General features: G+C 68.1%; 25 protein-coding genes. 13 read left to right on the plus strand and 12 right to left on the minus strand.

Annotation, left to right across the window (positions count from 1 at the left end):
* Nucleotides 1-21: 21 nt before the first annotated feature.
* The 6 genes from B5D37_RS02580 to prmB form a co-directional block, all read right to left on the minus strand.
* Complete coding sequence (locus B5D37_RS02580; RefSeq protein ID WP_078757117.1) at nucleotides 22-681, minus strand: phosphoribosylanthranilate isomerase; 660 nt, start codon at nucleotides 679-681, stop codon at nucleotides 22-24.
* Nucleotides 678-1,493 carry a tRNA pseudouridine(38-40) synthase TruA gene (gene truA, locus B5D37_RS02585; RefSeq protein ID WP_078757118.1) on the minus strand — a complete coding sequence of 272 codons (816 nt, stop codon included), beginning with the start codon at nucleotides 1,491-1,493 and terminating at the stop codon, nucleotides 678-680. The genes B5D37_RS02580 and truA overlap by 4 nt, the downstream gene beginning before the upstream one ends.
* Before the next feature lie 4 nt (nucleotides 1,494-1,497).
* Nucleotides 1,498-3,387 carry a motility hub landmark protein FimV gene (locus B5D37_RS02590; RefSeq protein WP_143814090.1) on the minus strand — a complete coding sequence of 630 codons (1,890 nt, stop codon included), beginning with the start codon at nucleotides 3,385-3,387 and terminating at the stop codon, nucleotides 1,498-1,500.
* Nucleotides 3,388-3,502: 115 nt separating this feature from the next.
* The gene (locus tag B5D37_RS02595) at nucleotides 3,503-4,516 is read right to left on the minus strand and encodes an aspartate-semialdehyde dehydrogenase (protein ID WP_078757120.1); all 1,014 of its coding nucleotides are present in this window, start codon (nucleotides 4,514-4,516) and stop codon (nucleotides 3,503-3,505) included.
* A 66-nt stretch (nucleotides 4,517-4,582) separates the two neighbouring features.
* Complete coding sequence (gene aroC, locus B5D37_RS02600; RefSeq protein ID WP_078757121.1) at nucleotides 4,583-5,683, minus strand: chorismate synthase; 1,101 nt, start codon at nucleotides 5,681-5,683, stop codon at nucleotides 4,583-4,585.
* 32 nt (nucleotides 5,684-5,715) lie between these two features.
* Nucleotides 5,716-6,690 carry a 50S ribosomal protein L3 N(5)-glutamine methyltransferase gene (prmB, locus tag B5D37_RS02605; RefSeq protein WP_078757122.1) on the minus strand — a complete coding sequence of 325 codons (975 nt, stop codon included), beginning with the start codon at nucleotides 6,688-6,690 and terminating at the stop codon, nucleotides 5,716-5,718.
* Between the two features lie 87 nt (nucleotides 6,691-6,777).
* Here prmB and B5D37_RS02610 point away from each other — a divergent pair, with 87 nt between their 5' ends.
* Both B5D37_RS02610 and asd read left to right on the plus strand, forming a co-directional pair.
* Nucleotides 6,778-7,425 carry an SCO family protein gene (locus tag B5D37_RS02610; RefSeq protein WP_078757123.1) on the plus strand — a complete coding sequence of 216 codons (648 nt, stop codon included), beginning with the start codon at nucleotides 6,778-6,780 and terminating at the stop codon, nucleotides 7,423-7,425.
* A gap of 16 nt (nucleotides 7,426-7,441) precedes the next feature.
* Nucleotides 7,442-8,284 carry an archaetidylserine decarboxylase gene (gene asd / locus B5D37_RS02615; RefSeq protein WP_078757124.1) on the plus strand — a complete coding sequence of 281 codons (843 nt, stop codon included), beginning with the start codon at nucleotides 7,442-7,444 and terminating at the stop codon, nucleotides 8,282-8,284.
* 37 nt (nucleotides 8,285-8,321) lie between these two features.
* Here the strand turns inward: asd and B5D37_RS02620 are convergent, their stop codons facing one another.
* Nucleotides 8,322-9,872 carry a transglycosylase SLT domain-containing protein gene (locus B5D37_RS02620; RefSeq protein WP_078757125.1) on the minus strand — a complete coding sequence of 517 codons (1,551 nt, stop codon included), beginning with the start codon at nucleotides 9,870-9,872 and terminating at the stop codon, nucleotides 8,322-8,324.
* Nucleotides 9,873-9,942: 70 nt separating this feature from the next.
* Between B5D37_RS02620 and B5D37_RS02625 the strand changes: the two genes are divergently transcribed.
* The 3 genes from B5D37_RS02625 to greB are packed head-to-tail and all read left to right on the plus strand — an operon-like array spanning nucleotide 9,943 to nucleotide 12,557.
* Nucleotides 9,943-11,475: a helicase HerA-like domain-containing protein gene (locus tag B5D37_RS02625; RefSeq protein WP_078757126.1), complete on the plus strand. Its 1,533-nt coding sequence runs from the start codon at nucleotides 9,943-9,945 to the stop codon at nucleotides 11,473-11,475.
* 53 nt (nucleotides 11,476-11,528) lie between these two features.
* Entirely contained in the window at nucleotides 11,529-11,993 is a 465-nt protein-coding gene (locus tag B5D37_RS02630; RefSeq protein ID WP_078757127.1) for a copper resistance protein NlpE N-terminal domain-containing protein, read from the plus strand.
* 57 nt (nucleotides 11,994-12,050) lie between these two features.
* Nucleotides 12,051-12,557 (plus strand): transcription elongation factor GreB, encoded by a 507-nt coding sequence (gene greB / locus B5D37_RS02635; protein ID WP_078757128.1) that lies wholly within the window; start codon nucleotides 12,051-12,053, stop codon nucleotides 12,555-12,557.
* 174 nt (nucleotides 12,558-12,731) lie between these two features.
* Here the strand turns inward: greB and rimO are convergent, their stop codons facing one another.
* Complete coding sequence (gene rimO / locus B5D37_RS02640; RefSeq protein ID WP_078757129.1) at nucleotides 12,732-14,132, minus strand: 30S ribosomal protein S12 methylthiotransferase RimO; 1,401 nt, start codon at nucleotides 14,130-14,132, stop codon at nucleotides 12,732-12,734.
* 146 nt (nucleotides 14,133-14,278) lie between these two features.
* On the opposite strand from rimO, the gene B5D37_RS02645 reads away from it, so the two are divergent.
* The 5 genes from B5D37_RS02645 to B5D37_RS02665 are packed head-to-tail and all read left to right on the plus strand — an operon-like array spanning nucleotide 14,279 to nucleotide 17,790.
* Nucleotides 14,279-14,941 carry a dienelactone hydrolase family protein gene (locus B5D37_RS02645; RefSeq protein WP_078757130.1) on the plus strand — a complete coding sequence of 221 codons (663 nt, stop codon included), beginning with the start codon at nucleotides 14,279-14,281 and terminating at the stop codon, nucleotides 14,939-14,941.
* Complete coding sequence (locus tag B5D37_RS02650; protein WP_078757131.1) at nucleotides 14,938-15,372, plus strand: HIT family protein; 435 nt, start codon at nucleotides 14,938-14,940, stop codon at nucleotides 15,370-15,372. Before B5D37_RS02645 ends, B5D37_RS02650 begins: the two co-directional genes overlap by 4 nt.
* Entirely contained in the window at nucleotides 15,369-16,079 is a 711-nt protein-coding gene (gene pxpB / locus B5D37_RS02655; protein ID WP_078757132.1) for a 5-oxoprolinase subunit PxpB, read from the plus strand. The genes B5D37_RS02650 and pxpB overlap by 4 nt, the downstream gene beginning before the upstream one ends.
* Nucleotides 16,076-17,038: a 5-oxoprolinase subunit C family protein gene (locus B5D37_RS02660; RefSeq protein WP_078757133.1), complete on the plus strand. Its 963-nt coding sequence runs from the start codon at nucleotides 16,076-16,078 to the stop codon at nucleotides 17,036-17,038. The genes pxpB and B5D37_RS02660 overlap by 4 nt, the downstream gene beginning before the upstream one ends.
* Nucleotides 17,035-17,790 (plus strand): 5-oxoprolinase subunit PxpA, encoded by a 756-nt coding sequence (locus tag B5D37_RS02665; RefSeq protein ID WP_078757134.1) that lies wholly within the window; start codon nucleotides 17,035-17,037, stop codon nucleotides 17,788-17,790. The genes B5D37_RS02660 and B5D37_RS02665 overlap by 4 nt, the downstream gene beginning before the upstream one ends.
* Before the next feature lie 9 nt (nucleotides 17,791-17,799).
* Here B5D37_RS02665 and dcd read toward each other — a convergent pair whose 3' ends face one another.
* Nucleotides 17,800-18,369, minus strand: coding sequence for a dCTP deaminase (gene dcd, locus B5D37_RS02670; protein WP_078757135.1), 570 nt, complete (start codon nucleotides 18,367-18,369; stop codon nucleotides 17,800-17,802).
* Between the two features lie 68 nt (nucleotides 18,370-18,437).
* Entirely contained in the window at nucleotides 18,438-19,532 is a 1,095-nt protein-coding gene (gene apbC / locus B5D37_RS02675; RefSeq protein WP_327078546.1) for an iron-sulfur cluster carrier protein ApbC, read from the minus strand.
* Nucleotides 19,533-19,703: 171 nt separating this feature from the next.
* On the opposite strand from apbC, the gene B5D37_RS02680 reads away from it, so the two are divergent.
* The 3 genes from B5D37_RS02680 (at nucleotide 19,704) to rnfB (ending at nucleotide 22,747) form a co-directional block, all read left to right on the plus strand.
* Nucleotides 19,704-20,144 (plus strand): DUF2147 domain-containing protein, encoded by a 441-nt coding sequence (locus tag B5D37_RS02680; RefSeq protein WP_078757455.1) that lies wholly within the window; start codon nucleotides 19,704-19,706, stop codon nucleotides 20,142-20,144.
* 126 nt (nucleotides 20,145-20,270) lie between these two features.
* A complete protein-coding gene (gene metG, locus B5D37_RS02685; RefSeq protein WP_078757136.1) occupies nucleotides 20,271-22,328 on the plus strand; it encodes a methionine--tRNA ligase in 2,058 nt (685 codons plus the stop codon).
* 5 nt (nucleotides 22,329-22,333) lie between these two features.
* Nucleotides 22,334-22,747 (plus strand): Rnf electron transport complex subunit RnfB, encoded by a 414-nt coding sequence (gene rnfB, locus B5D37_RS02690; RefSeq protein WP_078757137.1) that lies wholly within the window; start codon nucleotides 22,334-22,336, stop codon nucleotides 22,745-22,747.
* A 25-nt stretch (nucleotides 22,748-22,772) separates the two neighbouring features.
* On the opposite strand, the gene B5D37_RS02695 is transcribed toward rnfB, so the two are convergent.
* Both B5D37_RS02695 and B5D37_RS02700 read right to left on the minus strand, forming a co-directional pair.
* A complete protein-coding gene (locus tag B5D37_RS02695) occupies nucleotides 22,773-23,732 on the minus strand; it encodes a TraB/GumN family protein (RefSeq protein ID WP_159447325.1) in 960 nt (319 codons plus the stop codon).
* Nucleotides 23,733-23,778: 46 nt separating this feature from the next.
* Nucleotides 23,779-24,618 (minus strand): DUF1684 domain-containing protein, encoded by an 840-nt coding sequence (locus B5D37_RS02700; RefSeq protein ID WP_143814091.1) that lies wholly within the window; start codon nucleotides 24,616-24,618, stop codon nucleotides 23,779-23,781.
* Nucleotides 24,619-24,709 lie beyond the last annotated feature (91 nt).

Raw genomic sequence — 24,709 nt, forward strand, 5'->3', positions numbered from 1 at the left:
GGATGTATGGGGCGGGAGTGCTCAATCGAGCACGTGGCAATCGGCGCGACGGACTTCTTCGACGAAGGCGCGCATCTTGTCGCCATCCTTGATGCCCGGCTCGCTCTCGATGCCACTGGAGACGTCGACGGCCCAGGGCAGCGTGCCGATGATAGCGTCGAAGACATTGGCACTGGAAAGACCGCCGGCCAGCATGAAGGGCTTCTGCACGCCGCTGGGAATCTTTCGCCAGTCGAAGGTACGCCCGCTTCCACCGGGGCCCCCGGAGGAGTGGCTGTCGAAGAGGAAACCGGCCGCGCCGGGGTACAGCGTCTGGAGCGCGGCAGGGTGCTGGCGGGTGATCTCGCTGCCCATCGGAATGGCCTTGATGTACGGCACGCCGAAGCCACGGCAGAAAGCGTCATCCTCGCTGCCGTGGAACTGCAGCAGGCTGGGCCGGACGTAGCGCACGACCTCCTTTACGGTGTCGGCGCGGTTGTCCATGAACAGCGCGACGGCATCGACCAGCGGTGCCAGCGCATGCCTCATCGCCCGTGCTTCTTCTGGTTGGATGCGGCGGGGGCTGTCGCCTGCGAAGACGAAGCCGATCGCGTCCGCCCCCAGCTCACACGCCAGGCGTACGTCGCCGGGACGCGTGAAGCCACAGAACTTGATGCGGGTGCGGAAAAGGGTGCGGCTCACAGCGTGACCTCTTGGGGGAGTCCCCATTGTGCAGGGTAGCGCGGCCCAAGGAATACCAGACCCGCCGACGGCGCGGTCGGACCCGCCAGGGTGCGGTCCCTGCCGGCCAGCACCTGGCCCACCCACTCCGGCGGCTTCTCGCCTCGCCCCACCATCAGCAGGCTGCCGACGATGTTGCGGACCATGTGGTGCAGGAAGGCGTTGGCCTGGACCTCCACCTGTACCACGTCGCCGTTGCGCTGGACCGAAATCGACTGGAGATCCCGGCGCGGATGTGGCGCCTGGCAGTGCACGGTGCGGAAGGCCGAGAAGTCGTGCTCGCCCACCAGTGCCTGCGCGGCCTGGTGCATCGCCGTGGCATCCAGGGGGCGCCGCTCCCAGCTCAGGTACTGCCGCTGCAGCGCCGGCCGCACCGGGCGATTGAGGATCGAGTACCGGTAGCGTCGCGCCCGTGCCGAGAAACGGGCGTGGAAATCAGCGCCAACCGGAACGCACCAGCGCACGCACACCGCAGGGGGCAAGCGGCTGGTGGTACCCAACACCCAGCCCCTGGGGTCGCGTTGACGGGGGCCGTCGAAATGAACGACCTGACACGAGGCATGGACACCGGCGTCGGTGCGCCCGGCGCAGACCACCTCAACCGCGGCACCGGCCACGAACGACAGCGCTTGCTCGAGGGCCGCCTGCACAGTCGGCTCCCCTCGCCGTTCCGGCTCTCCTGCCCTGTTCAGCCGCTGCCAGCCCGAAAACCCACCGCCATCGTATTCAACCCCCAGCGCAAAGCGGCCGGGGGTGGTTGAAGCGGGATCCATGGGCTTATCCGATATCCCGCAGCATCCGCTCCGCCTGCTGGCGGTCCGCCGGGGCACCGTGCACGACCACCTCGCCGAGCAACTGCCGTGCGCTTTCGTGGTCGCCCAGGTCCAGGTAGGCACGGGCAAGCTCCAGGCGTTCCGAGCCTGGCGCCTCCTGATCAGCCGGCATCTCCGCGGCTGCGGCCGGTTCCGGACGAGCCTTGCCACCCGCGTCGTCGTCCATGGCGGTGCCCGCGACGCCGGCACCGGCACCGGCACCGGCATGCCAGGCTGGCGCTGCAGGAGCCGCCGGCTGCCGACTTTCCCCGGCGTGGGCGTCGTGCGTTTCATCCCGAGCCGACTGAGCCGCTGCTGCGGCCTGCGGCGTGTCGCCGCGGCCGACACCCGGCCGGTCATGGACAACATGCGCTTGCTGGACCGGCTGCGCCGGTTGCCCCGCCGCGGCTTGCTCGTTCACCGGTGCCGGTGCCTTGGCCCCATGGTCCGGAAACGCTGCAGCCAGCGGGGATTCCCGACGCGCCGGATCCGGAGCGCGGAAAACCGGCGCGCGTGCGGCCGAGCGACGACGCAGGAACCAGCCACCCAGCAGCGCAAGCACCACCAGCAGGATCCCGCCGACCAGCCATGGCCCGCCTGCAGCACGCGCCGCATCATTCACTGCCGGATCCGTGGACAGGTTCTGCTGTACGGCGGCAAGTTCGTTGTCGCGCATCTCCAGCAGCTTCTGCTGGTCGGCCTGCAGGGCTTCCAGCTCGGCCACGCGGCTCTTCATCTCTTCCAGTTCGGCGTCGCGCGCGGCCAGTGTCTCGCGCGTCTGCTGCAGCTCCTGTCGCACCATGTCTCCCTCGCCTCCGGCATCGATGCCGGACTGTGCCCCCGCCTCGGTGGCCTGGCTGGCACCGGGGGGAACGATTTCAAGCCGGCCTTCGGCGGCGGATGCCCCGGCTCCGGCCGGGGACGCGGATGTTTCGCCTGCCACGGCGTCGGGGGCCGGCGCGTCGGGAAGTGCCGGCTGCGGCACCGGCTGACGCGCCTCGCGCCACGTGCGGGTCTGTTCGCGCACCTGCGCCATTGCGCGGGCGGCTTCGATTGCCTGGACCTCGGCCTGCTCCGGAATGCGCAGGACGACGCCTTGCTTGAGCAGGTTGACGTTGCCATCGATGAAGGCGTCGGGATTCGCGTTGAGCAGCGCGATCATGGCCTGGTCGAGGTTGGCATCGAAATCCAGGGTGGCCGCGATTACCGACAGGGTTTCCCCCGCCTGGACGGCGCCATAGCGGTCGGGACGACCTGCCGGTGCCGGTGCCGGTACGGGTGCAGCGGCGGGCGGCGGCGGTTCCGGCGCAATCGCCGAATCGCCATCCGGTGCCGCGGCATCCGCCCCAGCCCCCTCCTCCGCCAATGGCTCCGGCTCCGGCTGCGGATCGCGAACGATGGTGTTCGGCGCCGAGACCACCGGGGCCTCTACCGGCGGCTGCGCCGGCGCCGAGACCGTGGTGGGCGTATCGAGGAGCGCCGAATACTCCCTCACCAGCCGGCCCTGCCCCCAGTCCACCTCGATCAGGAAGGTGAGCAGGGGCTGCTGGATCGGCTCGCTGCTGGTGACGCGGATGACCGGATTGCCCCGGTTGTCGAGTGCCTGGGTGAAAGACAGGTTCGCCACCACCCCTTCCGGCGGCTGCAGGCCGATGCGGGCAAACGTGGCCGGCGATGCCAGCCCGGCGCGCAGCTGCTCCAGCTCGGACGGATCTTCGGAGACGATCGGGATCTCCGCCACGAGCGGTTGCCCGAGGCGTGACTTCAACTCGATCTGCCCCAGCCCCAGCGCAGCCGCCGACCCACTGGCCAAGGCCAGTGCCGCCGCGAGTGCCGTACGCATGTAGTGTTTCACCGTTGCTCCTGAAGCTTCCCCTGGCGGCGACTCTAGCGAGCGCCGCAGGCCACGGCAATGCGCCCGCAGCCGGAAGACGGGCGCCTCGCGGCCGCCGGGGGCGCGCCTGGCCCGCTCATTCCGCTGCCACCAGCTCGGCCAGTTGCACGGCATTGAGGGCCGCGCCCTTGCGGATGTTGTCCGACACCACCCAGAGCGAGAGTCCGCGCGGGTGGGAGATGTCATCCCGGATGCGGCCCACGTACACCGGGTCGTTGCCGGAGGCGTGAGTCACCGGGGTCGGGTATCCGCCCGCCTCGCGATCATCGACCACCTCGACGCCCGCCGCCTGCTCCAGCAACGCCCGTGCGTCGGCCGCCGAGATCTTCCCGCGCGTCTCGATGTGCACCGCCTCGGAGTGGCCATAGAACACGGGCACCCGTACCACCGTCGCGTTGATGCCGATGGTTTCGTCGCCCAGGATCTTCCGGGTCTCCCAGACCAGCTTCATCTCTTCGGTGGTGTAGCCGTTGTCGGTGAAGTCGCCGCCGTGGGGAATGACATTGAATGCGATCTGCACCGGGTAGACCTCGGGCCTGGCCTCCTGGAAGTTCAGCATGCCGGCGGTCTGCCGCCCCAGCTCCTCCAGCGCGCGCCGCCCGGTGCCGGAGACCGACTGGTAGGTCGCCACGTTGATCCGTTCGATCCCCACCGCGCGGTGGATCGGTGCCAGCGCCACCAGCATCTGCATGGTGGAGCAGTTGGGATTGGCGATGATGCCGCGGGGCCGGTGGCGTACCGCTTCCGGGTTGACTTCGGCCACCACCAGCGGCACGTCGTCGTCCTGGCGGAACGCCGAGGAGTTGTCGATCACGACTGCGCCGGCGGCCGCGAAACGCGGCGCATGCTCGCGCGACACGTCGCCGCCTGCGGAGAACAGCGCGATGTCAATGCCGGCGGGATCGAAACCCTCGAGTGACTCCACCACCAGTTTCCTGCCGCCGAAATCGAGCTTGTCACCGGCCGACCGCTCACTGGCCAGCACATGCAGGCGGCCGAGGGGAAAGCTGCGTTCGGCCAGGATCTTCAGCATGGTTTCACCGACGGCACCGGTGGCACCTACGACGGCTACGTTGACGGTCTTGCTCATGGGCGGTTCTCGTGGGGCGAAGCGGCATTGGCCGCAGTCTGGAAGAGGTTCGGGGCCGAGGTCGGGTCAGGGACGTTGCGCTGGGATCCGGGGCGTGGCCGGCGCGACGTCCCCGCACTGGGCGCGATGGCGCAGCGCCTGGTCCATCAATACCAGCGCCACCATGGCCTCGCATATCGGGGTGGCACGGATACCCACGCACGGATCGTGGCGACCGGTGGTCACCACCTCAACCGGCGCCCCATGCACGTCGAGGCTCTCGACCGGCAACCGGAGGCTGGAGGTGGGTTTGAACGCGACCGAGCAACGCAGTGCCTGGCCGGTACTGATGCCGCCAAGCACGCCGCCGGCGTGGTTGGATGCGAAGCCTTCGGCGGACATGTCGTCGCGGTGTTCGCTGCCCTTCTGGGCGACGCTGGCGAAACCGTCGCCGATCTCCACGCCCTTGACCGCGTTGATGCTCATCAGCGCGGCCGCGAGCTCCCCATCGAGTTTGCCGTACACCGGCTCGCCCCAGCCAGGAGGAAGGCCTTCAGCCACCACGTCCACCCGTGCTCCCACCGAATCACCGGATTTCCGCAACGAGTCCATGAAGGATTCCAGCTCCGGCACCTGGGCGGCATGCGGCCAGAAGAACGGATTCTCCTCGACCACCGACGGATCGAACCCGGCAGGCGTGATCGGCCCGAGCTGCGAGAGATGCCCGCGCACGCGCACCCCATGCCGGACTTCCAGCCATTTGCGGGCGATGCAGCCGGCAGCCACCCGCATCGTGGTTTCGCGGGCCGACGACCGCCCGCCGCCGCGGGGATCGCGGATGCCGTACTTGTGCCAATAGGTGTAGTCGGCATGGCCTGGGCGGAACTGCGCGGTGATGCGGGCGTAGTCCTTGCTGCGGGCGTCGGTGTTGCGCACCAGCAGCGCGATCGGCGTGCCGGTGGTCACGCCCTCGTAAACGCCCGACAGGATCTCGACCTCATCCGCCTCGTGCCGTGCCGAGGTATGGCGGCTCTTGCCGGTCGCACGCCGAGCCAGGTCGGCGGAAAAATCGCCTGCCTCCAGCGGCAGCCCCGGCGGGCAGCCGTCGACGACACAACCGATGGCAGGGCCGTGGCTCTCGCCGAAGGTGGTCACCGTGAAGAGTTTTCCGAAGGTGTTGCTGGCCATGGATACCTGCCGTCGCGGAGTGGGTCGCGGGCTCAGCCGCGTGCGTCGGCGAGTGCCTGGATCCGGTCGTGGTGCTCGACCAGGTCGGCGCGCTCCACCACGAAGATGCCCATCTGGCCGACGCGGAATTCCACCCACGCCAGCGGCAGCTCCGGCAACAGCTCCACCAGCGCACGCTCGGCTTCGCCTACTTCGCAGACCAGCAAGCCGTCCTCGGACAGGTGGTCGGGCGCGTCGCGCAGGATCTTCAGGGCGAGGTCGAGCCCGTCATCGCCGGCGCGCAGGCCCAGCTCCGGCTCGTGCGCGTATTCGGGCGGCAACGCATCGGTTTCCGCATGCGTCACATAGGGCGGGTTGGTAACGATGAGGTCGAACACCTCGCCGGACAGCCCGTTGAACAGGTCCGACTGGCGCAGCTCCACGTTGGAGGCGTGCAGGCGCTCGCGGTTTTCCGCCGCCAGGGCCAGGGCCTCGTCGTTGATATCGGCGCCCACCACTTCCCAGTCCGGCTGGTAGTGACCCATCGCAATTGCGATGCAGCCCGAGCCGGTGCACAGGTCCAGCGCGCGGCGCACCTCGCGCCCGCCCAGCCACGGTTCGAAACCGGCCTCGATCAACTCGGCGATCGGGGACCGCGGCACCAGCGCGCGCGGGTCCGACTTGAAGCTCAGGCCGGCAAACCAGGCCTCGCCACACAGATAGGCTGCCGGGATGCGCTCGTTGACGCGCCTGGCAAACAGCTCCAGCACCCGTGCCTTCTCCGCCGCGGTGACGCGCGCGGCGCCGTAGGCCGGTCCCAGGTCATGCGGCATGTGCAACGCATGCAACACCAGTTGGGTCGCCTCGTCGATCGCGTTGTCGTAGCTGTGGCCGAATGCCAGGCCAGCCTCAGCGAAACGGCTGCCGCCGAAGCGGATCAGGTCGATGATGGAAGCCTGCTCGAACACGACCTGCCCCGGATCGAACCGGTGCTCGGCCTGGCCGGTGGAAGGTTGTTCGGCGGTCATGGCGGGATTCCAGCGAAAGGCCGCCGATTATAGCCGTCACCGCCCGTTATCATTGCGGCACGCTCCTGTCGTCATGGCGGAACCCGCATGTTCAACCGCACCACCGTTATCGTGCTCGTCGCCGCGGTCGCCGCCGGCCTTGGGCTTTGGCTCTCGCAGCGCCACTTCGGCGAACCGGCCCCGACGCCGTGGCCGGAGACCCGGCAGGTACGCCTGTTCGACCCCCCGCGCGAGCTGCCTGAGTTCAACCTGCGCCAGTCCGACGGCACGCCGCTGGTCCCGGGCGAGCTCAACGGCCACTGGACCCTGGTGTTCCTGGGTTTCACCCATTGCCCCGATGTCTGCCCGACCACCCTGGCGAGGCTGGCGGGCGCGCAGAAGCAATGGGCGTCGTTGCCCGAAGCACGGCGGCCGCGGGTGCTGTTCATTTCGGTCGACCCGGAGCGCGACACCCCCGACCGCATCGGCGAGTACGCGCACGCCTTCCACCCGGACACGCTCGCCGCCACTGCCGACCTGCCAGCGCTAGAGAACTTCGTGCGCTCGCTGAGCATGGTGTTCGCGAAGGTGCCACTGGGGGACGACGCCCCCGCCGGCGAATACACCATCGACCATAGTGCCTCGATGGCCGTGCTCGACCCGCAGGGCCGCATGGCCGGCGTACTGCAGCAACCGTTCGATCCGGACGTGGTCGCAGCCGACCTGGCCGCCCTCACCGCCGCGGCATCACCTTGATCGACGGAGCCCCGGCATGAGCCTGACCACCAAGCTGACGTACGTACTGCCCCACCGGCTGCTGTCCTCGGTGGCACGGCGACTCGCGTACTCCGACCATCCCGCGACCCGTCGCTGGCTGATCGATACGGTCACGCGAAAGTTCGGCGTCGACCTCGGGGAGGCGCTGCAGTCCGATCCGGCCGCCTATCCCACCTTCAATGCCTTCTTCACCCGCGCGCTGAAGCCGGGCGTGCGCACACCGGATCCCGACCCGCGCGCATTGCTGATGCCGGCGGACGGCCGGGTCAGCCAGTGCGGTCCGATCGAGGGCGGGCGGATCTTCCAGGCCAAGGGGCAATCCTTCACCGCGGCGGAGCTGTTGGGCGAAGCCGAAGCGGCCACGCCATACACCGAGGGGCTGTTCGCCACCGTGTACCTCTCGCCGAAGGACTACCACCGGGTGCACATGCCGTGGACGGGGACGCTGTTGCGCACCGTGCACGTGCCGGGCCGACTGTTCAGCGTTGGCCCCGCCGCCGTGCAGCACGTGCCGCGGCTGTTCGCGCGCAACGAGCGGCTGGTCTGCCATTTCGACACCAGCTTCGGTCCGATGGCGGTGGTGATGGTGGGGGCGTTGCTGGTCTCGGGGGTCGAGACCGTCTGGAGCGGCGAGGAGATCCCTGCCTACGGCAACACGATCACGCCAAAGGAATACCGCGGCGAGGACATCACCCTGGAACGGTTCGAGGAGATGGCGCGCTTCAACTACGGCTCGACCGTGATCGTGCTGCTCCCCCCCGGCGTGGCGGAGCTGGCGGGCGGGCTCGGAGCGGAAAGCCCGGTCAAGCTTGGTGAGCGGCTCGCCACCCTGCTGTAGCGCCTGACCGCGCCCTTCGCCGCCGCGCTGCTCGCAGCTACAGGCGGCAACCGGACAGCTCGATCGTCTGCCCCGGCCGAATGGTGAAGCGTGGCGCCCGGATACCATTGGCCGCCGCGAGTTCGCGCGCATTGCAGCCGAACTTGCGGGCAATCGAGGTGATCGTCTCGCCGCGCTGCACCTTGTAGCTCCCGGTCTGGCGCGGTGGTGCCACGGCAGCAGCGGTCCCTGCGGCAGACCCTGCAGGCGATGCCGCCCCTGCACGCACGATCGCCGCGGTCGGATCGCTCGCCACCAGCGTCCTCGCCAACTCGGCCCGCCGACCATCCAGGCAGTGCCGCCTGTAGAGCCCGGCAATGCGGGTGGTGGCCGACAGGATCGTCCCTGCGGGGATCACGTCATCCGCCTGGTAACGGGGGTTGAGGTTGCGCAGCGCCCGCATGTATCCATCGCGCACCCCGCGGTTGCCCAGACAGATCGTCAGCTGGTAGATCGAGGCCGGCTGCTCAAGGCGCAGCGCCGTGGGCTTCACGTCGACGCGTGGCAGGCTCAGTCCGTATTCGTCCGGGTGCAGGAACAGCCACGCGGCTGCGATCACCATGGGCACGTAGTCGCGCGTTTCGGGGGGGAACTGGTGGTACAACCCTTCGTTCCAGAAGCTCTGGCCAGGGTTCTCGCGGTGGATGCGGCGCGCGCGCCCCTCGCCCCCGTTGTAGGCCGCCAGGGCCATCTCGATGTCATTGTTGAGCTCGCGCAACCGCTCGTTGAGATAGGCGACGCTTGCCCCGGACGCGGCGTAGGGGTCGTAGCGGGTGTCGAAGCCGGTGCTGTCCTCGCCCAGGCCGAACCGCTTGCCCGTGGCGTACATGAACTGCATCGGCCCGGCGGCGCCCGCGCGCGAGGTGGAGTGCACACGGCCGTTGGATTCCTTCGCCATGATGCCGAACAGCAGCGCCTCGGGCAGCCCGGCGCGCTCGTAGTGCGGCCACATCAGGTGCCGCATGTACTGGTAGTTCTCGTGGCTGGTCATCAGATCGTCGCGCATGTCGGTCAACCAGCGCCGGATGCCTTCCTGCACGGCCGGGTTGTACCGGACCATGCGGTCGAACTGGTGGCGATCATCCGAAGCCAGCAATGCCGCCGCGCGCGCGGCTTCCGGCACGTCGTGGAGCAGGTTGCCGTGGCCCGGCTCGTAGGCCTCGACCACGACCAGGTCGCCGGCCTCGGCGTCGGCGCTCTGCTTCAGCAGGCGCTTGAAGGTGACCATCATCGAGGGCATCGAACAGCCACGCTGCTCGGAGCAGGCCTGGACCACGTCCTCCATGTCCTCCAGCGCCTCGTTCGCCTGTTCCGTACCGGCAGGGTCTGCGTTGCCGAGCTTCACAATGGCGTCCAGGTACTTCTCTTCCGCCGCCGTCATGCGCTCCACGAGCGCGTCGACCGCAGCCTGGTCACGGCGCGATATCGCCTCGGCGTCGAAGGCGGTGCAGGCGATCGAGACGAGTGCGAGCGACGCAAGGGTCCGGGCGAATCGGACGGACGACCGCCCGGGAAAGTTCCTGGAGAGCGGGGACGAGAAAAAAGGCATGGGAAGCTGCGTTGCGCGGGTCGTGCAGGTTACGACATAGAATCGGCCGACTCCAACCAAGGAAGTGGACATGCCCCAGGCAGCCCGGCCCCTGCTCATCGGCAAGGCCGTCACCACCGCCAATGCCCTCCCCGACACCGGCGGCCGCGTGTGCCTGCTGCCCCGCTTCGGCAACCGCCACGGACTCGTTGCCGGTGCCACTGGTACCGGCAAGACCGTCACCCTGATGACCCTTGCCGAGGAGTTTTCGCGCATCGGCGTGCCAGTGTTCCTCGCGGACGTGAAGGGCGACGTGGCCGGCCTGGCGATGCCGGGGGAGCTCAACGGGAAACTGCAGGCGCGGATCGACGAGATCGGGATCGATGACTACGCCAGCGAGGGCAACCCGGTCGTGTTCTGGGACCTCTACGGCAAGCTGGGGCACCCGGTGCGGGCGACGGTGAGCGAGATCGGGCCGACCCTGCTGTCGCGCATGCTCGAGCTCAACGACACCCAGTCCGGGGTGCTCGACATCGTTTTCAGGCTCGCAGACGACCGGGGCCTGCTGCTGCTCGACCTCGGCGACCTGCGGGCCCTGCTCAACCTCGTCGCCGAACAGCGCAAGGCCGTGTCGACCGAATACGGGCTCGTCAGCGCTCCGTCGATCGGCGCCATCCAGCGGGCGCTGCTGCGACTCGAGTCGGACGGAGGCGACGCGTTCTTCGGCGAGCCTGCGCTCGAATTGGCCGATCTGATGCGGACGACCGCCGAGGGGCACGGGGTGGTCAATATCCTCGCCGCCGACAGCCTGGTGCTGAAGCCGCGGCTGTATTCCACCTTCCTGCTGTGGATGTTGTCCGAACTGTTCGAGCAGTTGCCGGAGGTCGGGGACCTCGACAGGCCCAGGCTGGTGTTCGTCTTCGACGAGGCGCACCTGCTGTTCGACGATGCACCCGCGGCGCTGCGACAGCGGGTCGAGCAGGTGGTGCGGATCATCCGTTCCAAGGGCGTGGGCGTGTACTTCTGCTCGCAGTTCCCGAACGATGTCCCGGACGACATCCTCGGCCAGCTCGGCAACCGCGTGCAGCATGCACTGCGGGCATTCACCCCACGCGACCAGAAGGCCGTGCGCACCGCTGCCGAAACTTTCGTCGCCAACCCCGAACTAGACGTGGCGGACGCCATCGGACAACTGGGTACCGGTGAAGCGCTGGTTTCGACCCTGCAGGACAAGGGTATCCCGATGCCCGTCGAGCGGACCCTGGTCGCGCCCCCGCGCTGCAGGATGGGCTCCATCACCGGTGCGGAGCGGGCAGCGATCCGGGCCGGCAGCCCGTTGGGTGCCAAGTACGACATCGCACTGGATCGCGAGTCGGCCGAAGAGATGCTCGCGCGCAAGACCGAAGCCGTTGCAGTGCAGGCTGGTGCGCCACCCGCCAGGACCGCCGCCGAGGAAGAGCGTGGCAGCCTCGGCCAGTCGGTGCGCGATGCCGTGTTCGGCACCAAACGGCGACAGGGCATGGTGGAGACGATGGCCAAGCAGACCGCCCGTACCATCGGCAGCCAGATCGGTCGCCAGATCCTGCGCGGCGTGCTCGGCGGCATCTTCGGTGGCCGCCGCTAGTTCCTCGTACAACCTCCAAGCATTGAATCCCCCAGGACGAAAGGAGTCCCCGCATGAACCAGAAGTCGTTCCGCCTCGCCACCCTGGCCTGCTTCGCCGCACTCGCCGTGGGCTGCCAGCAGGAGACTGCCGCCCCCGCCGCCGCTCCGGTCGAGCCCGTTGTCGAAGAGGCCCAGCCGACCCCCGATATCGTGCCGGCCGCAAACCCCTCCACCGACGGCGCCGGCTTCGACATGCGCGCTTTCGCCGGCACCTTTGGCGACGAAACCACCACGGTGGAGCTCAGGCCCGACGGCACCTATGAAATCGTCGATCGCGATGCAGCCGGCGGCGGCGAGGCAGTCATGGACGGCACCTGGACCGTGGAAGCCGATGACCGCCATATCCGGCTCGACCCGAACACCAAGGCGGAAGAGGACCGTCTGTTCGCCATCTCTTCCGATGACGAGCTGCAGACGCTCGATGCGGAAGGACAGCCGGCTTCGGACGGCCGCACCCTGTCCCGGCAACAGGACTGACTGGATTGCAGGCAGCCGGCCCGGCATTGGCCGGCTGCCCTGCCCCATGGAGCATCGATGAGTCGTTGGCGACCACCCGCCGAAAAGAGTACGGCGCTGATCACGCGTGCCGGGCATGACCGCCTCAAGGCGGAGCTGGATGATCTGTGGCGGGTCCGTCGGCCGGAAGTGGTGAAGGCGCTTGCCGCGGCAGCGGCGGAGGGTGACCGCTCGGAAAACGCCGAGTACACCTACCGCAAGAAGCAGTTGGGCGAGATCGACCGGCGGGTGCGATACCTGAGTAAGCGGGTGCCCGCCCTGCGCGTGGTCGAGGAAGCACCCGCGGATCCGGCGGCGGTGTTCTTCGGCGCCACGGTGGAGGTGGAGAACCTCGACAGCGGCGAGGTCTCGCGCTACCGGATCGTCGGGCCTGACGAGACCGACGCCCGGGCTGGCTGGATCAGCATCGACTCGCCGCTGGCGCGGGCGATGTTGAAGAAGCGGGTCGATGACGAGTTCCAGGCGCAGTTGCCGGGCGGACCGCAGGAGTTCGTCATCGTTGACGTGGAGTACGCGTCCGACTGACCCGCGGACTCCCACCGCCTTGGACTCCCCCCAGTTGTAGGAGCGACTTCGGCCGCGATCCGCAAATCGTTCGCTTGCACCGACTCCACGATCGCGGCTGAAGCCGCTCCTACGCGAAGCAAGCGCCGTGGGACAGGGTCCGGGGCCGAAGTGACCTTGTTCGGGCCCTCGCCATCAATCCTCGAACGCGACCTCGCCGAACAGGTCGTGCTCGTCGCTGCCCATGATCTCCACGTCGCAGAAATCGCCCGGCTTCAGACCGGCGAACTGCCCGTTCTGGATCTGCACCAGCCCGTCGATCTCGGGAGCATCGGCCTGCGAGCGGGCGATAGCCAGTTCGCCATCGATGCTGTCGACGATGCAGCGCTGCACCGTGCCGACCTTGGCTTCCAGCCGGACGGCACTGATTTCCGCCTGGCGCTCCATGAAGCGGGCCAGCCGTTCCTGCTGCAAGGCCTCGGGCACCGGATCGGGCAGCTCGTTGGCGCGCGCTCCTTCCACCGGCGAGTAGGCGAACGCGCCGACGCGGTCCAGTTGCGCCTCGTCGAGGAAGTCCAGCAACGCCTCGAACTCGGCGTCGGTCTCGCCGGGGAAGCCGACGATGAAGGTCGAGCGGATGGTCAGCTCGGGGCAGACCGACCGCCAGCGCTGGATGCGCTCCAGGGTCTTGTCGACCGCGCCGGGGCGCTTCATCAGCTTCAGGATGCGCGGGCTGGCGTGCTGGAACGGGATGTCCAGGTACGGCAGGATCCGCCCCTCGGCCATCAGCGGGATGATTTCGTCGACGTGCGGGTACGGGTAGACGTAGTGCAGCCGCGTCCAGAGGCCCAGTTCGCCCAGACCCTCGCACAGCGCCTTCATCCGGGTCTGGTACTGCCTGCCACGCCACTCGCGTTCGGCGTAGCGCACGTCGACGCCGTAGGCCGAGGTGTCCTGCGAGACCACCAGCAACTCGCGCACGCCGCCCATCGCGAGGCGCTCGGCTTCGCGCAGCACCTCGTCGACCGGGCGCGAAACCAAATCGCCGCGCATCGACGGGATGATGCAGAAGGTGCAGCGATGGTTGCAGCCTTCGGAAATCTTCAGGTAGGCATAGTGCTTCGGGGTCAGCTTGATGCCGGTGTCCGGCACCAGGCTGATGAAGGGATCGTGCCGCGGCGGCAGCGCCGTGTGGACGGCGTCCAGCACGCTCGCGTAATCCTGCGGGCCGCTGATTGAAAGCACTCCCGGGTGCGCCTGCCGGATGATCTCCTCGCGCTTGCCCAGGCAACCGGTGACGATGACCTTGCCGTTCTCCGCCATGGCCTCGCCGATCGCGTCGAGTGACTCGGCCACGGCGGAATCGATGAAGCCGCAGGTGTTCACCACCACCACGTCGGCATCGTCGTAGGTCGGCACCAGGTCGTAGCCCTCCACCCGCAGTTGCGTGAGGATGCGCTCGGAATCGACCAGCGCCTTGGGGCAGCCCAGGCTGACGAAGCCGACCTTCGGGTTGGCGGCAGCGGAGCGCGTGGACGTGGCGCGGGGCGTGGCGGGCGCCGGGATCGGCTTCACCGGTAGCTCGTGCAGGGACATTGGACAGCCAGGTAGCGGAGGACGCCCGTCCACGGCGCGGCTCCCGGCAAAAAGCGCGGGACCGGCATCGGCGGCGGGTCGCGAATTATAGCCCCGGCGCTAGAATCACCACAGCGATGCACGGCCTCAAACTGAACGGAGTCGGGATGAACCATTGGATCGATATCGAGACCGTCCACGGCCCCATTCGGGGCTGGCGCTGCGACCCTGCCGGCCCATCCCGTGGCGCCGTGGTGGTCATCCAGGAGATTTTCGGTCTGAACGCGCACGTGCGCAGCGTCGCCGAGCGGGTTGCCAGCGAAGGCTTCGTGGCCGTGGCCCCTGCCCTGTTCGACCCTCTGGAACGTGGGCTGGAACTCGACTACGACGACGCCGGCACCCAGCGCGGGCGGGAACTGAGGCGGGAACTGGGGGCCGACCGCGCCATCGACCTGGTCGCCGCGACCGCCCACTTGCTTGAGCGTGGCGGCCTGCGCACCGGAACGATGGGCTTCTGCTGGGGTGGCACCATCGCACTGCTTGCGAACACCCGACTGGGCTTGCCGGCGGTCAGCTATTACGGCGGCCAGAGCGTACCGTTCCTGGACGAACTCCTGCGCGCGCCGATGATGTTCCACTTCGGCCAACGCGATCCGATCATTCCCCCGGAACACGTCGCCCTGCACCGTTCGAAGCATCCCGGGGCGATCATCCACGAGTATCCGGCCGGCCACGGCTTCAATTGCGACCAGCGGTCCGACCACGATCCAGCCAGTGCCACCCTTGCATGGACGCGAACCATCGACTTCTTCTCGGAGGCCCTGCGATGAACCCGCGCTCCCACTCCCAGCCCCAGGGTTGGCACCTGCATCCACAGTTGGCTGAAGACACCCATCCGGTGGCGCACCTCGAACTGAGCGAGCTACGCCTGATGGACGATGCCAACCATCCGTGGCTGATCCTGGTGCCGCGGATCGAAGGCGCGGTGGAATGGATCGACCTGGACGACGGCCAGCAGGACCGGCTCGGCCGGGAAATCACCGCCGCCAGCCGCGCGCTGCGCCAGGGCTTCCGCCCGGACAAACTCAACGTCGCCGCCTTGGGCAACCTGGTGCCGCAGTTGCACGTGCACGTCATCGCCCGATTCCACGACGATATCGCCTGGCCGAAACCGGTATGGGGCACCGCAACCGCCCGTCCCTACTCCCCGGAGAAGCTCGTCGAGCGCGTGGAGCTGATACGTAGCGCACTGAGGACGTGAGCACCGGCCGGCCCGCCATCGAACCACTGGCCGACGACGCCTGGCTGCTGGTTTTCGGCGACGTCATCGACGACCAGCTCAACCGGAGAGTCCATGCCACCGCGACCCGGTTGTCGGCGGTGGGCCTTGAGGGCGTCCAGGACATCGTCCCGGCCTATGCGAGCCTTGCAGTGTTCTTCGATCCGGGCGAGGTCGATCGTGACCGGGTTCGCCAGCACCTGCTGGATGCCGCTTTGTCGGATACCGGTGCCGTCGAGGCCGTCCGCACACGCGAGGTCGACGTTCCCGTCCTGTACGGAGGCGCGGCCGGGCCGGATCTCGACACCGCCGCCGCGGAACTCGGCATGCAGCCCGATGAGCTCGTTCGACGCCATGCATCCGGGCAATACACGGTCGCCATGATCGGTTTCGCACCCGGCTTCCCGTATCTCTCCGGGCTCGACGCGGACCTGGCATTGCCACGGCTGGACTCCCCGCGTGTCCGCGTGGCTGCCGGCAGCGTGGGCATTGCCGGTGCACAGACCGGCATCTACCCGCGCGAGAGCCCGGGCGGCTGGCACCTGCTCGGCCGTACGCCGTTGACACTGTTCGACCCACTGCGTGAGCCGCCGTGTTCGGTGGCACCGGGCGACCGGGTGCGCTTCACGTCCATCGACGTGTCCGAGTTCGACCGTCTTGCGGGCGATCAGGGTGCAGGCAACGCATGACGATCGAAGTGCTCTCGCCCGGGCCGCTGACGACCGTCCAGGATCTGGGACGGAGCGGATGGCGCCATCTCGGCGTGGCGCTTGCGGGTGCGCTCGATCCCCTCGCTGCCTCAGTCGCGAACTGCCTGGTCGGCAACCCGGACAACGCGGCGGTGCTGGAGTGCACCTTGCACGGCCCTGTCCTGCGGCTCCGGCGGCCGATGCAGATCGCGTTGTGCGGAGCCGAGGCGCAAGCCGGTTTCGTGCCCGAGGCCGACACCGCCGGCACGACTCGCCCGGTCCCTTCCGGCCGCCCCGTCACCCTGCCCGCCGGCACCTTGAGACTGGGCGGGTTCAGCGGCGGCATCCGCGCCTGGCTCGCATTCGCGGGAGGGCTGTCGGTACCCAGGGTGCTTGGCAGCCGTAGCACCGACCTGAAGAGCGGGTTCGGCGGGTTGGACGGCCGGCCGCTCCGGCGCGGAGACGTCCTGCAGGTTGCCGGCCACGTGCCCCTGACGAGCAAAGCCGTGCCGCAGGCGCCGACGTGGTGGGTCGCACCCGACGGCCGCCCATCGCCCGAGGCGCCGATCCGGTACGTGCGCGCAACTGGCTGGACCGGTCCGCACATCTGCAGTCAACGCTGGACGGTCGGTACCGATAGCAATCGGCAAGGCCTGCGCCTGGAGGGGAAACCGCTGTCCGCCGACAGAGGGAACATGGTCTCGTCGCCGGTGGCGCCCGGGACCATCCAGCTTCCCCCGGAGGGGAAACCGATCGTGCTGCTGGCCGATGCCCAGACCGTCGGCGGCTATCCCCGGATGGGCCACGTGGCGGCAGTCGACCTGCGACGCCTGGCACAGGCTGCGCCCGGCACTGCCCTCACCTTCGAGTCCATAGACGCGGAAACGGCGGCGGGACTATGGCGTGGGCAACGCGCACTCCTGGCGAGGGTGCAACTGATGCTGGACGCACGATCATGACCCGGACCGTCGACTTCAACTGCGACCTCGGCGAAGGATTCGACGACGCGGCCATCCTCCCGTGGATCACCTCCGCCAGCATCGCGTGCGGTGGCCACGCCGGCGACCTGTCCACCATGCGCGCCACCCTGCGGCTGTGCGTCGAGCATGGCGTAGCGGCGGGTGCCCACCCCTCCTTTCCGGACCGCGCGCATTTCGGACGGCGGGAAATGGCGCTGTCTCCGGCCGGGATCGAAGACGTCGTGCTGGAGCAATGCACCCTTCTTGCCACCATCGCCGCGGAAGAAGGCATCGTCCTATCGCACGTCAAGCCGCACGGGGCGCTCTATAACCTCTCGGCCCGGGATCCGACAACCGCCAGCGCGATCGCGTCCGCCGTCGCCAGGGTTGATCGCTCGCTGGTCCTGTTCGGACTGTCCGGCTCTTCCTTGGTGGAAACCGGCGAACGCGAGGGCCTGCGCGTGGCCCACGAGGTATTCGCCGAGCGGCGCTACGGTCCAGACGCCCGGTTGCTGCCGCGTTCCGACCCCCGGGCGGTCATCGCCGAGGTCGACGCTGCCGTCGATCAGGCAGTGGCCTTGGCAACAGGTACCGGCGTGACCACCGCGGATGGCCCTCGATTGCGGCTCCGCGCCGACACGCTGTGCCTGCACGGCGACCGCAGCGACGCGCCCGCGCTGGCGCGGGAAATGCGCAAGAGCCTGGAGCGTGCCGGGGTCGTCATCCGCGCTCCCGGAACGACATCGGCGTAAGCGCCCGACTCAGGTCCGCGGAAGCGTAACGCCCCGCTGGCCCTGGTACTTGCCGCCACGGTCCTTGTAGGAGGTCTCGCAGACCTCGTCGGACTGGAAGAACAGCATCTGCGCCACACCCTCGTTGGCGTAGATGCGCGCAGGCAGCGGCGTGGTGTTGGAGAACTCCAAAGTCACGTGTCCTTCCCACTCCGGTTCGAGCGGCGTCACGTTCACGATGATCCCGCAGCGCGCGTAGGTGCTCTTGCCCAGGCACACCACCAACGTGTCGCGCGGGATCCTGAAGAACTCCACGGTCCGCGCCAGTGCGAATGAGTTGGGCGGGATGATGCACTCGTCAGCCTCGACATCCACGAAGCTGCCGGGATCAAAGTGCTTCGGGTCGACGATCGTCGAATTGATGTTGGTGAAGACCTTGAACTCGCGCGAGCACCGCACGTCGTAGCCATAGCTCGAGGTGCCATAGCTCACGATTCGCTGGCCGTCCGCGGCCTGCTTCACCTGCCCCGGCTCGTACGGCTCGATCATGCCGTGCTGCTCGGCCATCTGACGGATCCAGCGGTCGGATTTGATGCTCATTGGAGTTCCCGATGCGGTAGGCGCGGGTCGCATGAAAGCGCGCGCGACGAAAGCGCAGGATTGTAGCCCTACAGAAGGGAGGCGGAGATTCCGGGCGTGACCCGGGGCCTCATCGCCAGCCGCACCGCCAGTTGCAGCGCCGCGTCGCGGTACGACTGCGCCGCCGGGGAATCGGGTTGCGCCACGACCACCGGCACCCCCGCATCCCCTTGTTCGCGGATCGCCAGCTCCAGCGGGAGACTGCCCAGCAGCGGCACCCCGTACTGGCTCGCCATGCGCTGGCCTCCACCTTCGCCGAAGACATGTTCCGCGTGTCCGCAGTTGCTGCAGACATGCACGGCCATGTTCTCCACCAGCCCCAGCACCGGCACTCCCACCTTCTCGAACATCTTCAGGGCCTTCCTGGCGTCCAGCGTGGCAATGTCCTGCGGCGTCGTCACGATGACCGCCCCGGCCACCGGGATCTTCTGCGCCAGCGTCAGCTGGATGTCACCCGTCCCCGGCGGCAGGTCCACGATCAGGTAATCCAGATCGCCCCAGCGCGTGTCGTTCAGCAGCTGGGTCAAGGCCGAGGTTGCCATCGGACCGCGCCAGATCATCGGCGTGTCCTGCTCGACCAGCAATCCGATCGACATCGCCTCGACACCGTGGGCGCGCATCGGCTCGATCGACTTGCCGTCCGGGCTGTCCGGCTTGCCGCTGAGGCCCAGCATCATCGGAATGCTGGGGCCATATACGTCCGCGTCCAGGACACCCACCTTCGCCCCTGCCGCCGAGAGCGCCATGGCCAGGTTGACAGCGGTGGTGGACTTGCCGACGCCACCCTTGCCCGACCCCACGGCGATGATGTTGCGCACGTTCTGCAGCGGCTGGAGTTTCGGCTGTACCGCGTGGGCGCGGATGCGCGATGCAACCTCCACATGGACCAGCTTCGCGCCTTCTGCGGCCGCCAAGTCGGACAGGGACGCCCGTAGCGGCCCTTCCAGTGTTCCCACCGGCACCCCGAGCTCCACGGATACCGCAGCTCCTGCGCCACCTTCGGCCACTTTCACCTTCGCGCCCAATGCCTCCAGGGAGTGCCGCGTTCCGGGAAGCAAGACATCACCAATGCGCTTTTGAAGTATTTCGGTCACTGCGTTTCTCGTTACGGCGGCGGAAGGCACATTGTCGCAGCGGCTCCCCCTGGATGCCGCTGATCCACGTCATGAGCCGCCCATGTTAATGATCCTTAAGGATTCGCCCGGCAGCTCACCGGCGGGACAAGGGATGCGGTATAAGGACTGATCGCGTCGCCGGACGCGTCCACAGCAATGTCCGTAACCTTGGAGGGGACCATGCGCATCCTTGCTACCGTGTTAGCACTCCCGCTGCTCGCACTCTCTTTTTCCGCCTTCGCGCAGGAAACGCCTGTCGGCACCTGGACCACGATCGACGACAAGACCAACCAGCCCAAGTCGACGGTGGAGATCTACGAGACCCGCAACGGCAGCCTGGCTGGCCGGGTGGTGGAGGTCCTGCAGTCCTCGCAGGGGCCGAACCCGGTCTGCAGCAAGTGCGATGGCGAACGCAAGGACCAGCCGATCGAAGGCATGGTCATCCTCTGGGGCGTGAACCGGAAGGGTGACACATGGGAAGGCGGCAACATCCTCGACCCGGCCAGTGGCAAGGTCTACTCAGTGAAGATGCAGCCGATCGACGGCGGTTCGAAGCTCGAGGTCCGGGGCTTCAAGGGCTTCTCCCTGCTTGGCAAGACGCAGACCTGGCAGCGCAACTGACCTTGGCTCCCGCCTGACCTGGACGGCCCGCTTCGGCGGGCCTTCTGCTTTCCGGAACGGGCTACATAGGCGGCCAGCCGGGAAACGCATGCGATAATCGCGCGTTCCCCTGCCAGCCCGATGCCCATGCCACGCGAGCTCGTCGTCACCTGCGCCCTGCCCTACGCCAACGGCCCCCTGCACCTGGGCCACCTGGTCGGCTACATCCAGGGCGACATCTTTGCCCGCGCCCACCGGCTGGCGGGGAATACCGCGCACTTCGTCTGCGCCGACGATACCCATGGCACCCCCATCATGCTGGCCGCCGAAAAGGCGGGGCTGACGCCAGAGCAGTACATCGCCGGCATCCAGGCCAGCCACGAGCGCGACTTCGCCGATTTCGGGGTGGCGTTCGACCACTACGACTCGACCCACTCGCGACGCAACCGGGCCTTGACCGAGGCGTTCTACGCCAAGCTCGACAACAACGGCCACATCCGCCGGCGCTCCGTTGCCCAGCTGTACGATCCGGCCAAGGGCATGTTCCTGCCCGATCGCTTTGTCAAGGGCACCTGCCCCAACTGCGGCACCGCCGACCAGTACGGGGACAACTGCGAGCACTGCGGTGCCACCTATGCGCCCACCGAACTGAAGGAACCGCGGTCGGTCGTGAGCGGGGCCACGCCGGAGCTGCGCGAGTCGGAACACTTCTTCTTCGAAGTCGGCGATTTCGAAGGATTCCTGCGTGACTGGTTGTCCGGCGACGTGGCGCTCCCGGGGGTCAAGGCGAAGCTGCTCGAGTGGCTGGACGCAGAGGGCGGCCTCCGCGCGTGGGATATCTCACGCGACGCCCCCTACTTCGGCTTCGAGATCCCCGGCCATCCCGGCAAGTACCTGTATGTCTGGATCGACGCCCCGATCGGCTACCTCGCCAGCTTCCAGGCGCTGTGCGAGCGCGAAGGGCTGGACTTCTTCAGCTACCTCAAGCGCGACAGCGAAGCCGAGCTCCACCACTTCATCGGCAAGGACATCGTCAACTTCCATGGCCTGTTCTGGCCGGCCGTGCTGCACGGTGCCGGCTTCCGTGCCCCCACCCGGCTCCACGTCAATGGCTACCTGACCGTCGACGGCGCGAAAATGTCCAAGTCGCGCGGCACATTCGTCATGGCCCGCACCTATCTCGAGTCCGGGCTGCATGCCGAGGCGCTGCGTTACTACTTCGCCACCAAGACCAGTGGCGGGGTCGACGACCTCGACCTGAACCTCTCGGACTTCGTGGCACGCGTCAATGCCGACCTGGTCGGCAAGTTCGTGAACCTGGCAAGCCGCTGCGCGGGCTTCATCAGCAAGCGTTTCGATGGCCAGCTGGCCGACCAGCTGCCGGATGCCGCGATGTACTCGCGGTTCGTGGCGCAACTGGAGCCGATCGCCGCCGCCTACCTGCGCAACGAAGCGGCCATCGCCCTTCGCCTGACAATGACGTTGGCCGACGAGGCCAACCGCTACATCGACGATCACAAGCCGTGGGTAATCGCGAAGCAGGAAGGCGCCGATGCGGAGCTGCAGGCGGTGTGCACCCAGGGACTGAACCTGTTCCGGGTACTCAACGCCGCACTCAAGCCGGTGCTACCGCGGGTGACGGCCGAAGCAGAGACCTTCCTGGCGGCGCCGGTCACGAGCTGGGACACACTTGCCGAGCCCCTGCTCGGCCACCGCATCGCCGCGTACGCACCACTGTTCACCCGTATCGACCCCAAGCAGATCCAGGCCATGACCGACGCCAGCAAGGAATCCCTCAAGCCCACCACCACCGCCGCGGAGGCGAAAGCCGAAGCACCGAAGCAGGCCCCGGTAATGGAAGCCGCACAGCCGCAGACCATCGGCATCGACGACTTCGCCCGCCTGGACCTGCGGATCGGGAAGGTGCTGGCGTGCGAGCTGGTTGAAGGTTCGGACAAGCTGCTGCGCTTCGAACTGGATGGCGGGGAGCTCGGCAAGCGCCAGATCTTCTCGGGCATCCGCGCCTCCTATCCGGAGCCGGAAAAGCTCGTCGGCCGCAGCGTCGTCTTCATCGCCAACCTCGCCCCCCGCAAGATGCGCTTTGGCATCAGTGAGGGAATGATCCTGTCGGCGGGCTTCGATGCCGGCTCGCTCGCATTGCTCGACGCCGACCACGGTGCGCAGGCGGGGATGCCGGTCCGCTGACCGGGATGACCGACCTCGTCGAACGCCTGGACCGCCTGTTGCCGCAGACGCAATGCGGCCAGTGCGGCTACGCCGGGTGCAGGCCCTATGCCGAGGCGATGGCCGCAGGCGAAGCGGGAGTGGAGCGCTGCCCCCCCGGCGGCGACGAGGGCGCGCGTGCGCTGGCACGCCTGCTGGGGGAGCCACCCCGGCCGTTCGACCGCACCCGCGGCGCCCACAAGCCGCCTCAGGTGGCGCTCGTGGTCGAACAGGATTGCATCGGCTGCACCAAGTGCATCCAGGCCTGCCCCGTGGACGCGATCATCGGCGGCGCCAAGCACATGCATACGGTCGTAGAGCCGCTCTGTACAGGTTGCGAGCTGTGCGTGCCGGCGTGCCCCGTGGATTGCATCGAACTGGTTCCGGCGAGACCTGCCTGAGCGGGCAGGCGAAACCGGGGCGCTGTCACTCCGCAGGCAACGGTCCGGCCTCACGACACGCCGAACACACACGCTCCACCTCATAGCCCCGCCCGCGCAGCTGCTCGACCAGGCCGTCATCGCCGAGCAGGTGCAGCGCACCCACGACGACCATGACCTCGCCCTCCTGTCGATCATCCAGCATCGACTGGAGACGGGGGAGCCATGCCTGGTTGCGGCGGACGTTCACCAGCCGATAGGTCTGCGGCGTCTTTTCCTTCATCTCCACGCGTGTCATCGCGTCGAGGACCTCGAGGTTCCCGTCTCGCCAGGCCTGGTGGAGGTCGGACAACTTTCCCGGCATCTCGTCGAGCTGCTCCACGAAATCCGCCAGGCCCTCGACCTGTTCGGACATCGGCGAGGCGTCCAGGGCATCGAGCTGGTCGTCGAGTGTTTCCAGTCCCGCCACCCGCTTCCCGCGCTGCGCCGCAAGATCCATCAGGTGGCGATCGAGGCCGAGTTCGGACCTGAAGTCCAGTGACTGCGAGAGTCCCAACACCAGCGACAGGTTCACGAACCAGGGCTCGTAGGCATCCACCTGCCGGACCGATCCACCCTGCTGCGCGAGCAAGCGGTCCAGGGCCGACCGGAGCTCCGGAGACAGCACCTCCGAGAGGGTACGGCCATCGTCGTGGGCCGCCGCCGCCATGAAGCGCTGCTGGGTGGTCGGGTCGTCGAGCTGTTCGGGCGCCACTTCGAACACGACCTCGTCGGCGGCATCGAAGGCAAGCTGGATATCGCTCGAGAGCGGATAGTCTCCGCGTTTGAGCAGGTGGAAGGACCCCAGCAGGTAGAGCGAGGAATCGGCATCCGACACCTGCCACAACAGGGGCACCGGTGGTACGTGGGCGACTGGCGTGGCCTGGGGTGGGTCCGCCACACCCGTCGCAGGCACCCGGGCACCGGCGGCGGCCGCATGGGCCGCCAGCAGCAGAGCGAACGCCACCGGCCTTGCCACGGTAGTAGCGCCTCGGGTTGCCTTCGCCACTCGCTCAGCGTCCATAGGCCTTCTCCCCCGCCGTCACTGCCAGGCCAAGCCTGTTGCTGTCGGGCGGCAACGGGCATGTGGCGTAGGCAGTGAACGCGCAGGGCGGGTTGTAGGCACGGTTGAAGTCCAGCACCACCCGGCCCTGCGCATCCGGCATGGGGGCGTAGAGGAACCTGCCCGCCCCGTAGCTCTCGTGGCCACTGGTCAGGTCGGCGAAGACCAGGAACAACTGGTTGCCGCCCTGGTCCAGGGCCTCGAGCCGGTGGGTGACGCCATCCACTTCGAACTCGACCATCCCCGGGTTGGACACCGGGTCCGTCGTGCCGACAATGTTCGCGACGTCCATGGTCTGCCCCTCGGGGTGCGGGACGAACCGGCCCGCCACCTGCCATTCGAGGGCCGCGGGCCAGTATTCAAGCCCCTTGAACCCGAGACGGGTCGGCGCGTCGGCATGGCGGACACGCAGCGCGTACCGATCGCCGCGCCGGATCACCGTCGCCTGCCCCCGCCCGTCATCGAAACCGAGGATGCTGGGACCGTCCGGGTCGTCATCCGCACGCAGCGTGGCCTCGCCCTTAACCGGCTCACCATCCAGCAGCAGCGCCGTCCCCTGCTCCGGGACGAGACGGATGCGCCCACTGCCGACTTCGATCATGCCCAGGTATTTGGGCCCCATCGTCAACCGGATCCCGTTGTCGGCATTGCTGCCGACGTAGTGGGGCCCGGGCTCCAACCAGTGCAGGCCGATCAGGCTCGCCCAGCCATCGGGCTCCAGCAGCGCCTGGCGCCGGTCCTCTCGCCAGGCGGCCTGGTACTTCTGGAATACTTCGACTTCGGGGGACATCGTCGCCTCCGTGGCGCTATCGGATGGGTTTTGGCCGCCGCAACCGGACAGGGCAAGGGCGGCCAGGCCGGACAGCAGGTATGCCGCAAAC

The organism is Lysobacter spongiicola DSM 21749, from assembly GCF_900167055.1.
Lineage (GTDB): Bacteria > Pseudomonadota > Gammaproteobacteria > Xanthomonadales > Xanthomonadaceae > Novilysobacter > Novilysobacter spongiicola.